Source organism: Coleofasciculus sp. FACHB-1120 (assembly GCF_014698845.1).
Lineage (GTDB): Bacteria > Cyanobacteriota > Cyanobacteriia > Cyanobacteriales > FACHB-T130 > FACHB-T130.
In genome coordinates, this window is sequence record NZ_JACJTV010000003.1 from 109,348 (window position 1) to 122,549 (window position 13,202).

8 protein-coding genes are annotated in these 13,202 nt (G+C 46.7%); 4 read left to right on the plus strand and 4 right to left on the minus strand.

What is annotated here, in order from left to right; genetic code table 11:
- Window positions 1-162 precede the first annotated feature (162 nt).
- Window positions 163-1,089: a tRNA (adenosine(37)-N6)-dimethylallyltransferase MiaA gene (miaA, locus tag H6H02_RS04375; RefSeq protein WP_190815440.1), complete on the minus strand. Its 927-nt coding sequence runs from the start codon at window positions 1,087-1,089 to the stop codon at window positions 163-165.
- A gap of 280 nt (window positions 1,090-1,369) precedes the next feature.
- On the opposite strand from miaA, the gene gyrB reads away from it, so the two are divergent.
- The 4 genes from gyrB to H6H02_RS04395 all read left to right on the plus strand — a co-directional run bounded on the left by gyrB (window position 1,370) and on the right by H6H02_RS04395 (window position 7,523).
- Window positions 1,370-3,313 carry a DNA topoisomerase (ATP-hydrolyzing) subunit B gene (gene gyrB, locus H6H02_RS04380; protein WP_190815033.1) on the plus strand — a complete coding sequence of 648 codons (1,944 nt, stop codon included), beginning with the start codon at window positions 1,370-1,372 and terminating at the stop codon, window positions 3,311-3,313.
- 444 nt (window positions 3,314-3,757) lie between these two features.
- Window positions 3,758-4,738: a type IV pilin-like G/H family protein gene (locus H6H02_RS04385; RefSeq protein WP_190815035.1), complete on the plus strand. Its 981-nt coding sequence runs from the start codon at window positions 3,758-3,760 to the stop codon at window positions 4,736-4,738.
- Window positions 4,739-4,827: 89 nt separating this feature from the next.
- The gene (locus H6H02_RS04390) at window positions 4,828-6,756 is read left to right on the plus strand and encodes an ABC transporter ATP-binding protein (RefSeq protein WP_190815038.1); all 1,929 of its coding nucleotides are present in this window, start codon (window positions 4,828-4,830) and stop codon (window positions 6,754-6,756) included.
- Between the two features lie 218 nt (window positions 6,757-6,974).
- Window positions 6,975-7,523, plus strand: a complete 549-nt coding sequence (locus tag H6H02_RS04395) for a DoxX family protein (RefSeq protein ID WP_190815040.1) — start codon at window positions 6,975-6,977, stop codon at window positions 7,521-7,523.
- Between the two features lie 214 nt (window positions 7,524-7,737).
- Here H6H02_RS04395 and H6H02_RS04400 read toward each other — a convergent pair whose 3' ends face one another.
- From H6H02_RS04400 to H6H02_RS04410, 3 genes are all read right to left on the minus strand, one after another.
- Entirely contained in the window at window positions 7,738-9,330 is a 1,593-nt protein-coding gene (locus H6H02_RS04400) for a B12-binding domain-containing radical SAM protein (protein WP_190815041.1), read from the minus strand.
- A gap of 80 nt (window positions 9,331-9,410) precedes the next feature.
- Window positions 9,411-10,997 (minus strand): B12-binding domain-containing radical SAM protein, encoded by a 1,587-nt coding sequence (locus H6H02_RS04405; protein WP_190815043.1) that lies wholly within the window; start codon window positions 10,995-10,997, stop codon window positions 9,411-9,413.
- Between the two features lie 356 nt (window positions 10,998-11,353).
- Entirely contained in the window at window positions 11,354-12,955 is a 1,602-nt protein-coding gene (locus H6H02_RS04410) for a B12-binding domain-containing radical SAM protein (RefSeq protein WP_190815045.1), read from the minus strand.
- Window positions 12,956-13,202: the final 247 nt, after the last annotated feature.

Consider the following 13,202-nt stretch of genomic DNA (forward strand, 5'->3'; position numbering starts at 1 on the left):
GGCTTAACATAAGCAAAAAGTTTATGATGTCACTTTGTTTGTGATGTCCTATACACTAATCCTTCAACTTCTTGTAAAGGAAAGCAAAGGAAAATCAAGTCGATACAACTCGACAATGAACGAAGCCAAATTAATTACAAGATTACAAAATTGAACGGGAAGTTAACATCTAGCTTGAGGGGGTGCATCCTGGCAATTCGCGGCGATGAATTCCAGCACCCGTTGCCACACACACTCCAATAAATCGGGTTGATTTGCCTTAAACCACTCAATCTGAGGATAAGCACGAAACCAGGTGCGTTGTCGTTTGGCAAATTGACGAGTGTGCAAAACGGTTAACTCTTTGGCGTCCGATAGAGAAATTTCTCCGGCTAAATATTGCTTCATTTCCCTATAACCTAGCGTATCGAGCAGCGGCAGATCGCGACCGTATTTCTCACAGAGGGTTTTTACCTCCGCTTCCCACCCTGCTACTAACATCTGTTCGGTTCGCTGTTCAATGCGCTGAGTCAGGTGGCTAGAGTCAGGACAATCTAAGCCAATTTGGAGAATGGGGTAATCCGGTGGATTCTCTCCTTGCTGCTCTGAAATAGGGCGACCTGTCACATAAAATACTTCTAAAGCTCGCAATGTCCGCACAGGGTCATTGGGATGAATTTTCTGAGTGGCAACGGGATCGACTTGTTGCAGAAAGGCGTAAAGTTGGGTTTGACCGAGAGATTGCAGTTGCGATCGCAATTCTTCTTGGGGCGCTACTCTCGGAATCTTTAACCCCTGCACAATAGAACGGATGTATAAACCTGTCCCTCCCACCAAAAGAGGCGGAGTTTCCTTGCCCAAAGCAGCAATTAAAGCTTGTGTCTGCTGTTGGTAATCTGCCACCGTCAAAGTTTCCGTGGGATCGCAGATATCAATTAAGTAGTGCGGTACCAGCTTGCGCTCAGCATCTGTTGGCTTAGCGGTGCCAATATCAAATTCGCGGTACACTTGACGCGAATCAGCGCTAAGAATTACAGAACCCAGCCGCTGCGCCAATGCTAATGCCAGTCCTGATTTTCCTGTCGCCGTAGCACCACAGATGACAATCAGCGCTGAAGGATGAGGGTTGAGGGCTGAGGGCTGAGGGCTGAGGGCTGAAGTGAAGAGATGATTTTCCGCCGTTCCCTGTGTCTCCTTCTCCTCGCTCCCGTTCTCTTGTGCCACTGTGCTTTCCTGCTTTGTTACCTTTCACTGGGTAGATCCCCTAAACAAATATCTCTTGAAATTGCCCTAGGGTCGCCCCCGAACCTTTTGTGCTACAATTTTGGAGTGTTTTTGCATTTCTGAAGTCCCGGCGGGCTTCCAAGCCATTACTGGAGAATTTTTATTCATGACGAGCAGTTACAGTGCCGATCAGATTCAAGTTCTAGAAGGTCTTGAACCAGTCCGGAAAAGACCGGGGATGTACATCGGTTCGACTGGCCCTAGGGGACTCCACCATCTAGTTTACGAGGTAGTGGACAACTCTATTGATGAGGCTCTGGCTGGCTATTGTACCCATGTGGAGATAGATATAAACGCCGATGGTTCGGTGACGGTGACAGACGATGGGCGGGGAATTCCCACAGGTATTCATCCCACTACAAACAAATCAGCTTTGGAAACGGTAATGACGGTGCTGCACGCCGGAGGAAAGTTTGGCGGCGGCGGTTACAAGGTTTCTGGTGGTTTGCACGGGGTTGGGATCTCCGTAGTAAATGCCTTGTCTGAGTGGGTGGAGGTAACTGTTTGGCGCGAGAATCAGGAGCATAAGATGCGCTTTGAGCGGGGTATTCCCGTCACTCAACTGAAGGCAACGCCAATTCAAGAAGCCAGAACAGGCACCTCGATTAGTTTCAAGCCAGATTTGCAGATTTTTGTGACTACTGGCATTGAGTTTGATTACACCACCTTGGCAAGCCGTCTACGGGAACTTGCTTACTTAAATGCGGGTGTCAAAATCACCTTTACTGACAGCCGCCTGGAATTAGTTAAGGGTGGAGAGCCAAGAGTAGAAACCTACTGTTATGAGGGAGGTATTAAAGAGTATATCGCCTATATGAATAGCGATAAGCAGGCTCTCCACGAAGAAATTATCTATGTATCTGGCGAACGCAACAACGTGCAGGTAGAGGTGGCGTTGCAGTGGTGCGTCGATGCTTATACAGACACGCTGTTGGGGTTTGCAAATAATATTCGCACAGTTGACGGCGGTACTCACCTGGAAGGGTTGAAGGCGGTGTTGACGCGGACGCTGAATGCGATCGCTCGCAAGCGCAATAAAATCAAAGAAAATGAACCGAACCTCGGTGGAGAGAATGTCCGCGAAGGGTTAACGGGCGTTATCTCTGTCAAAGTTCCCGATCCGGAATTTGAAGGACAAACGAAAACAAAACTCGGTAACACCGAAGTTCGAGGAATCGTCGATTCCCTAGTCGGTGAAGTTTTGACTGAATATTTAGAGTTTCGCCCAAACGTTGGCGATGCGATTCTGGAAAAAGCGATTCAAGCTTTCAAAGCCGCAGAAGCAGCGCGTCACGCACGGGAATTAGTGCGCCGCAAATCGGTTTTGGAATCTTCCCCTTTACCGGGTAAATTAGCTGATTGCAGTACGCGAGATCCCTCGGAGTCTGAGATTTATATCGTGGAAGGCGACTCAGCCGGAGGAAGTGCCAAGCAAGGGCGCGACAGACGCAACCAAGCCATCCTCCCATTGCGCGGTAAAATTCTCAACATTGAGAAAACCGACGATGCCAAAATCTACAAAAACACCGAAATCCAGGCGCTAATCACAGCACTGGGATTGGGTGTCAAGGGTGAGGAGTTCGATGCTTCTCAGCTGCGCTATCACTGCATCGTGATTATGACTGACGCCGACGTAGACGGCGCACACATCCGGACGCTGTTGTTGACGTTCTTCTATCGATATCAACGGGCGTTGATTGAGCAGGGTTACATCTATATCGCTTGTCCTCCACTCTATAAGGTAGAACGCGGACGCAATCATTACTATTGCTATAGCGATCGCGAAATGGCAAACCTGATTCAGCATGAGTTTCCTGCCAATGCGAACTACACCATCCAACGATTCAAAGGCTTGGGTGAAATGATGCCGCAACAGTTGTGGGATACTACCATGAACCCGGAAACCCGCACCCTGAAACGGGTGGAAATTGAAGACGCGGCTGAAGCCGATCGTATCTTTACCGTCTTAATGGGCGATCGCGTTGCACCCCGCCGCGAATTTATCGAAACCTATGGCCCTCGCCTCAACCTCAACGATCTAGATATCTAGGTTCTCCGGTTGAAAGGATTGAATACTCCAAAATTTGGCAACTAATGTAAAAATGATTAGTACATAAGGTTGCCCGGTTACAAAAGTATGGTTAATTAATAACTTAACCATACTTTTGTCTTTTAAAGCCCCTGTACTAGATTCCCCATCAATACTGCACCAAAAGAACGTAATCGCTATTTTTTTCGGTAATATCGAAGCCTAGAAATGGATATATAGTAACCCTAAATGATTGGTAAGGGTGAGATACCCAGCTTCTCTAAGAAGCCAGGAATCTGAGAAACTGCCATCTCACAACTCAAATAATATTGCTATAGCTTGGTTATGTTATAACTTGAGGGAAACTATAATTTGCAATTTCAGGTCTTACTAATTTAATCTTTCACATTTCACGGAAGAATCATCAAAATTTGGAAAAAAATATCAAGCAAATACCCAAAAATAATGAATTACCGGCTCATCAACCTTTTCAAACTGGCGAACCTCCCTGTTAACAGCAAGTTGATTACATCTAGCTTATTAATTGCAATCAACGGCATCCTGGTGACAGGTATCTTAGGGACATCGGCAAATACCCCAGCCAAACCCGCACCCGCTGCGGCTCCAGCCAAACCTGCACCTGCAACAACCACCGCTTCCCAGCAATTTGTAGGGCAATGGCAAGCCAAAGACCCCGAATCTGGGGAGCTAGTCACATTTATATTTGCCCCAGAGGGAAAATTATTCATTGTATTTCCCACGTCCGATGGCCCTCCGGTTGCCGTTGGAATTAAGTACAAGGTCAATTCCCAGCCTAAACCGGGACAACTTGACCTGGTTTTTAGCCAAAAAGAGAGCATCCTGAGCATTTTTGAGTTTATCGATCGCGGTAAACTACGCTTGGAATTAGAGGGACGGCAAGCTGGACAACCCAGACCCAATGCTTTTACCCCTAAGGCAACGATATTTGAAAAAATTTCCGATAGCGCGACATTACCTAAAGACGCCAAAGTAATTGAGCTGGAAAATGCACAGAGTCAGGTGTCCGAAGATTCGCAGCTCCCAAAACCGCAAACGGAAGCCAAATTGTACATCGCGATGGTAAACAAAGCGCAACAGGCTTATTATCAGCAAAAAGGCAAATTTGCCACAAACACTGAAGATTTAGGTCTAGGAGGCGAACCAGCCAGCATCTATTACAACTATCGTCTGGTATCACCAGGAAAGGACGCCCAAAGCGTGATGATCGCCGCCCAAGCCAAGAATGCTGAAATTCATAGCTACACGGGTGCAGTATTTGCCAGCAAAAGGAACGGTGAAGCCACCACCCTCGTAGCGGTTTGCGAAACCCAGCGCCCCTCAACCTCACCTCCGGCGATGCCGAAACCGCCTCAAAGTGGCTCATCAGCAGTTCAATGTCCATCGGGTTCGCGTCTGTTACAGTAATCGGCTGCTGTCGCTATCAATAACCGGATTGATTCTCTCGCGATTGCATAGATTGTTAAAGTCCAGTTAAATTTCTCGCCTTGACTGCCATGAGTGACACCGTTTTAGACATCCGCAACCTGCAAGTTCAATTTTTAACTGATGAAAAGCAAATTCTGGCAGTTGATGGTATTTCCTTCAAACTGAGTCGCGGGCAGACTTTGGGCATTGTGGGAGAGTCGGGATCGGGTAAATCGGTGACTTCCCTCGCCGTCATGGGTCTGGTGCCAACTCCGGGCAGGATTAGCGGCGGTGAAATTTGGTTTCAAAACTCACAGGAACGAGGCGGATCTGTAGTAAATTTGCGGGATCTGAGTGCAGAGGAGTTGCGGAAATATCGGGGTGGTCAGATTTCGATGATTTTCCAGGAACCGATGAGTTCCCTAAACCCAGTTTTTACCTGTGGGTTTCAGTTAGTCGAAGCAATCCGTCAGCATCAAAATGTAACGCCTGCCGAGGCGAGGCGGCAAGCGATCGCACGTCTCCAAGAAGTCAAACTCCTCGCTAACGATGAAGACATGCGGCAACGCTATCTAGAAGAAAGACCAGAAGCCAGAAGAGATAGCGAAGCAGAAATTAATCAGCAGATCAATCAGCAAAAATTGGCAATGCTGGATCGCTACCCCCACGAACTCTCCGGCGGGCAATTGCAACGGATGATGATTGCAATGGCAATTTCCTGCAATCCAGCGGTGTTGATTGCTGACGAACCGACGACCGCTTTGGATGTAACGGTACAAGCAACGATTCTGGATCTGTTGCGGGAGTTACGCGACGCCCGTGGGATGTCGATGATGTTTATCGGTCACGACTTGGGGGTGATTGCTGAAATTGCCGACGTTGTCGCCGTGATGTATCAAGGCAAAATTGTTGAATACGGCTCGGTCGAACAAATTTTTTCTAACCCCCAACATCCTTACACCAAAGGTTTGTTAGCCTGTCGCCCCAGCCTCACCCGCCGGTTGAAATACCTGCCGACCGTCGCTGACTTTATGGAAGTGGTGAAAACACCCAGCGGCGAAATTGAGATTCGAGAAAAAACAGGCGTCAAGAGTCAGGAATCAGAAGAAATTCTGGGTTCAACTCAAAACTTAGAAGCGATAGATCGCATCTCTACCACTGAAAAAGCTCTACTCTCTGTCCGCGACCTCCAAGTTGGCTTTCCAATCCAGGGAATGTTTGGTCAAACCAAACGTTATTTAATGGCGGTGAATGGCATCTCATTTGATGTTTATCCCGGTGAAACGCTGGGATTGGTGGGAGAATCTGGCTGTGGCAAAAGTACCTTAGCGCGTACTATCCTGCGCTTGATCGAACCGACAAGCGGGCAGATCGAGTTTGAAGGGGAAGATATTACAAAAGTCAGTAATCGGCGGCTGCGGCAATTGCGGCGCGAGATGCAAATTGTCTTCCAAAATCCTTTTAGTTCTCTCGATCCGCGTCTAAAAATCGGAGATGCGGTGATGGAACCGCTACAAATTCATCACTATGGGAAGAATTCTAAGGAACGACGCGATCGCGCAGCCTATCTCTTAGAGCGTGTAGGCTTAAATGCTGCCTGGATGAATCGCTATCCCCACGAGTTTTCTGGCGGACAGCGCCAGCGGGTTTGTATTGCTCGTGCTTTGGCACTCAATCCCAAATTCATCATCTGCGACGAATCTGTCTCGGCGCTAGATGTCTCCGTACAGGCGCAAGTGCTGAATTTGCTGAAAGAAGTCCAAAGCGAATTTGGCTTAACTTACATCTTTATTTCCCATGACTTGAGCGTGGTGAAATTTATGAGCGATCGCATCATGGTCATGAATCGAGGCAAAATCGAAGAAATTGGCTCCGCTGAAAATCTCTACCGCGAACCGAAGCAAGAATACACGCGCCAGTTAATTGCCGCCATTCCTACCGGGAGTCTAGAACAGATTCAGCAGCGTCAGCAAGACCGAATCAAGATATCAGCAGGAGGGCGAGAAATCGTTAGTTAAGTATCCATCTTAGGTTTAGCTTAGCTGATACCGTAGTGACTTGTTAGCTTTACTCGCTGGGTTTATACGTATGAATTGAGCGATCGCTTATTCTGTCCTTATTCAAAACCACCCAGTGCTTCTAAAAGAAAAGCCGCATTTCCGACCAAACTTGAATGATTCAAATCTCTATAGTTAAAATCAATTAAAGTTGACGTAACACAGTTGGAGCTATAGCAATGACTGAAAATAGACCCTACATTGGTCTAAAAACTAGGGATATTGCGCTCGCCTATTTGTTGCTGCGAATTCTTATCGGCGTGAATTACTTTAATCACGGGTTTACTCGCATCGGCAATATTCCCGGTTTTGCTGAAAACACTGTCAACCAACTTGCAAATTCTTATTTCCCGGAATTTTTGGTAAGGATCAATTCTTACTTAGTACCCCCAGTTGAATTAATTGTGGGAGTGTTGATCACGCTCGGATTAGCAACGCGAAGCGCCCTAATAGCAACATTTATCCTGATGATCATCTTGATGATGGGCGTCACATCCATACAAAACTGGGGTGCAGCACAAACGATGCTTATTTACGGGATTGTGCTATTCATCTTGCTAGCTGGTAGTAGCTTCAATATTTACTCCCTCGATCGCTGGCTTGCCAATAGGCGGACTGTTGCAGGTTCAGGAGAGCATCGCGACAAAAACATACTCAACTTTGCCAACAACTTTTGGGCAAGACGCAGACGACAAAAACGTTTGCCTACTTATACCAGTTCTAAATGATTAGTGAAAGCAAAATCCCCAACTTCTCGAAGAAGCCGGGGATTTAAACTTCTGACACCTCGCAACTCAAATAGGATGGCTATATACCAGTTTTAAATAAAGGAATTGCTCATCCTGATTCCTTTTCTTGGCGCTATCCTTCTATTCTCCAAACTCTCTTTTTGAAGATACTGACTTAAAAAGGGGGTTTGGAGGAGCTGATGTCTCGTCCGCATTACGCATTCACTGGAGTTTTCACCTCTTGTGGCTGTTGGAGCTTCGCATCTTCTGCCATAAACTCTGCCAACTGCGCCTCAATTTGCTCTTTAACAATCTGGCGATACTCTACAAAATGCTCGATTTGAGCGCAAACTGCTAAATAACTGCTGATTCCACCTCGATTGTGTCGATACATACTAAACAAGTTGCGCCAGAACTGCCAACGAGTTTTACGAAGTACGCCTTGTCGCCAACAAATGATTAATAATGCTCGAATCACAACCCAATCTATTTTCTTCTTCGCACGTTTGCCCTTATTCGGATACGTCGCTTCTCCTAAGATGCGAAAGTGACGGTAAGTACGGTCTAAAAAACGCTCTGGATCGTACAATGTCCAAAATGCATCGATGTATTCGCGGGCAATATCTTCTAGGGGGCGTGTGGGCACGAAATTCATCAATGTTGTTTGATTGATGTTGGCGGATTCGCCTCGGAGACGTCCTTCTTTCTTTAACCGATGCCAAAGGGCTGTATCGGGTAAAGCTTGCAACATACTAAATAAAGCGGTGGGAATCGCCGTTTTCTCGACAAAATTGACAATGCGATCGCCTGCACCGGGTTTTTCTCCATCAAAGCCGACGATAAACCCAGCCATCACCCGCAATCCCGATCGCGCGATCGCTTGAACGGAATCACTTAATGAATCTCGCGTATTTTGGAACTTCTGAGTTAGTGCTAAACTCTCCTCATCCGGTGTTTCAATTCCTAAAAACACCGCCCCAAAATTACACTGAACCATCATATCCATCAATTCTTGATCTTTTGCCAAATCCACCGATGCTTCCGTAGCAAAAGAGAAAGGATACTGATGTTCCACCATCCACGGTTGCAACTCTTTCAGGAATAACTTGACATTCCGCTTATTCCCGATAAAATTGTCATCCACCATAAAGATGCTACGTCGCCAACCCAACTCATAAAGGCGTTCTAATTCTGCTAATAATTGAGATGGCGTTTTTGTCCGCGGTTTGCGTCCGTAAAGGACAATAATGTCGCAGAATTCGCATTGAAATGGGCATCCCCGCGAAAACTGCACAGACATTTCTGAATAAGCGTCAAAATCCAGTAAATCAAAGCGGGGAACGGGTGTGGAACTGACATCCGGCTTCTCTCCTCCCGCCCGAAAAGTTCCTGAAGTTTCGCCACGTTGCACTGCCTCCACAAACATCGGCAGGGTGATTTCCCCTTCATCCAAAATCAAATAATCTGCGCCTACCGATTCTACTTCTTGAGGTAAAGCGGTGGGATAAGGGCCGCCGACTGCGACTAACTTACCCCTTTGCTTTGCTTCTTTGATTTGATCTAGCAAATCTTCTTTTTGGACAATCATTGCCGACAGAATTACTAAATCTGCCCATGCCCATTCAGCTTCAGTTATTTGGGTAACATTTCTATCTACTAGCTTAAACTCCCACTCTTGGGGCAAAATTGCGGCAACTGTCACTAAACCCAAAGGCGGTAACATTGCCTTACGATTTAGCAAAGCCAAAGTTTTCTCAAAAGACCAAAAACTTTTAGGAAATAGCGGATATAGAAGTAAAACTCGCATGAAATGTCAATCCTCACGCTTAATTGGTAATTGATGATTAGTAATGGGTAAAGAACTTTTTACCCATTATCAACTTGCTATCACGCACTCGCACCGACACTTTTTTTCACAACGGAAACTTTAGCTTCTTGTTTCGATTGTTGGGCTAGATACTCAGCTAACTGCACCTCAATTTGGTCTTTGACAATTTGGCGATATTCAAGAAAATGCTCGTTGTGGGCACAGACGGTGAGGTAATGATCCCAAACGCCAGGATTGCGTTTGATGATACTAAACAAGTGGTGCCAGAACTTCCAGCGAGTGTGACGCTTGATGCCTTGTCTCCATGCCACAATTGCTAAAGCCCTCAACTCCATCAGACCAGGCATTTTAAACGGAACCTTTACTTTCGGTGCGCCCAGCATCAGAAAATGGCGGTAAGCCCGATCCAAAAACTTTTCAGCATCGTATAAGTCCCAGAAGGCGTTGATATATTCCCTGGTAATCTCTTCTACAGGTCGGGTCGGGATAAAATTCATCACATTGAACTGGTTGCCCGATGCGCTATCCAGTAATCGCCCTTCTTTTTCTAGGCGGAACCAGAGGGCAGTGTGAGGCAAAGCTTGCAGCATTCCGAAAATGGTAGTCGGAATCGCCGTTTGTTCGGCAAAGCGGACAATGCGATCGCCTGCACCTGATTTTTCTCCATCAAAGCCAATGATAAACCCAGCCATCACCCGCAACCCTGCCCGCGTGATAGTTTCTACCGAATCAGCAAGCGAAGTTCGGTTATTCTGAAACTTCTTCGTCATCTGCAAACTGGCTTCATCCGGCGTTTCAATTCCCAGAAACACCGCATTAAAATTGCACTCTACCATTAAATCCATCAGTTCTTGGTCTTGCGCCAAGTCAACCGAGGCTTCAGTGTTAAAGCTGAAGGGATACTGGTGTTCCGCTTGCCAAGTTTTTAATTCTTTGAGAAATAACTTGACGTTGCGCTTATTGCCGATGAAGTTATCATCCACCATGAAAACGCTACGACGCCACCCCAATTGGTAGAGATACTCCAACTCTGCTAATATCTGTTCCGGTGTTTTCGTCCGGGGTTTGCGACCATACAAAACAATAATGTCGCAAAATTCGCACTGGAAAGGACAGCCCCGCGAAAACTGCACTGACATCGTATCGTAAGCCTCAAACTCCAGCAAATCGAAACGAGGAACCGGGGTTGTCGTCACATCGGGTTTTTCCCCATCAGATCGGAAAATCCCGCCCTTGTCACCTCGCGCAATGGCTTCCATAAACATTGGCAGGGTGATTTCCCCTTCATCCAAAATCAGATAATCTGCACCGGCATTGGTGGCTTCATCAGGCACAGAAGTCGGATAAGGGCCACCTACAGCAACCGCTTTACCGCGCCGCTTGGCTTCTCGAATTTGGTCAACTAAATCCTCTTTTTGGACAATCATCGCAGAGAGAATCACCAAATCCGCCCACTCCCACTCGTCTTCTGTGACGTGGCGAACGTTTCGATCGACCAGTTTGAATTCCCATTCTTGAGGCAAAATTGCCGCAACCGTCACTAAACCTAGGGGTGGCAATAAAACCTTGCGATTAACTAATTCCAGGACTTTTTCAAAAGACCAAAAAGTTTTAGGAAATAAAGGATAAAGCAGTAAAACTCGCATTGAATTGGCAACCTCGGACTAATTTTAGCAATTCGTGGCAGGGGCAAATTGTTCTATCACTTTCGATGTGTGATCGCTCATAAAGGAGTCATTAAATTGACCGAATACAATATGCCGCTAGGTTTTCGCTAATGATGAATGGATATTCCATGCTAACTAACTCAGTAGCCGAATGTAGTTGACCGTTGGTTGAGGGGGAGTGGGAAACTGATATCCACCCAATGATTCTGGACTTTCCGCCTCCCTACTCCCAGACACCCCGATCGTGTTTATTTCTGGCGGTTCACGAGCATTTTCATTTCAGAGCGATCGCTCTATTCCCCCGCTTCTGTTAGCAATCGCGAAAGAACTTTGTCTTATACACTGACAGGACTTTTTTGTTTCACAGATGCAGATGAAGTATCTTCCATCTGTTGCAGTTTTGCTTCTTCTGCCTGAAACTCAGCTAACTGGGCGTCAATTTCGTCCCGCACAATCTGGCGGTACTCTAGAAAATGCTCATTATGAGCGCAGACTGCGATGTAATGCTCAAAAACACCAGGATTGCGCTTGAGGATGCTCAATAAGTGGTGCCAGAACTTCCAGCGAGTAGTGCGTTTGACACCCTGACGCCACATCACAATCAGCAGCGCTCGCAGATCCACTAAATTTGGTAATTTACCAGGAGCCTTGCATTTGGGCGCACCCAGCATCAAGAAACAGCGATAAGTCCGATCCAAAAACTTTTCGGCATCGTATAGTGTCCAGAAAGCCTCGACGTATTCTCTGGCAATCTCTTGCAGGGGTCGAGTCGGGACAAAGTTCATCAAGGTAGTTTGGTTGATATTGCCATCTTTCCCCCGCAGGCGACCCTCCTTGTCTAATCGATGCCACAGCGCTGTATTGGGTAAGGCTTGCAGCATCGCGAAGGTCGTGGTGGGAATAGCAGTTTGCTCGGCAAAGCGGACAATGCGATTGCCTGCGCCAGCTTTCTCCCCATCAAAGCCAATAATAAACCCAGCCATTGGGCGCAATCCGGTTCGTGTAATTGCCTCCACCGCTTCACCCAGGGAACTGCGCGTATTTTGGAATTTTTTCGTCAGCGACAAACTCTCTTCATCTGGGGTTTCAATCCCTAAGAACACGGCATCGAAATAGCACTCCACCATCAGATCCATCAGTTCTTGGTCTTGCGCCAAATCAATCGAAGCTTCTGTATTAAACCGGAAGGGATATTGGTGTTCCGCTTGCCAAGTTTTTAATTCTTTGAGAAATAACTTGACGTTACGCTTATTGCCGATGAAGTTATCATCTACCATGAAAACGCTGCGACGCCACCCTAATTGGTAGAGATACTCTAACTCTGCTAATAGCTGTTCCGGTGCCTTCGTCCGGGGTTTGCGACCATACAAAACAATAATGTCGCAAAATTCGCACTGGAAGGGACAGCCCCGCGAAAACTGCACCGACATTGAATCGTAAGCATCAAATTCCAACAAATCAAAACGCGGGATAGGCGTCGTCGTCACATCGGGTTTTTCCCCATTGGAACGGAAAATGCCCTGTTTTTCGCCCCGCTGAACTGCCTCAACAAACATCGGCAGGGTGATTTCCCCTTCATCTAAAATCAGATAATCTACACCCGCTTTTTGAGCTTCCTCCGGAACAGAAGTTGGGTAAGGGCCACCACACGCCACCAGTTTGCCGCGCCGCTTGGCTTCTTTAATTTGATCGAGTAAATCCTCTTTCTGAACAATCATTGCCGAGAGAATGACAACATCTGCCCATTCCCACTCTTGTTCTGTAACGGTGCGAACGTTTCGATCGACCAGCTTGAATTCCCACTCTTGAGGCAAAATTGCCGCCACGGTTACTAAACCCAGCGGCGGCAATAAAACCTTGCGATTGACTAATTCCAGAATTTTTTCATAAGACCAAAAAGTTTTGGGAAACAGGGGATAAACTAATAAAACTTTCATTGAATCTAAAACCTCACACCTTATTAAATTTCAGCTATTAGCTAATACATAGCACACGAGCCTAGCTGAATCCGGCAAGCTTGGATTATCTAATTGCTTCTTTAACGCAAAGGTACGCCAAGGGTGACGCCAAGGGTGACGCCAAGGGACACAGAGAATTAGTAAGAGGTCTTGACCTGTCTACAAAACTCTTCTGCATTAGTCCCTAGCCTCCTTGACGTACCTTTGTGCTAACCTCAGCGTCCCT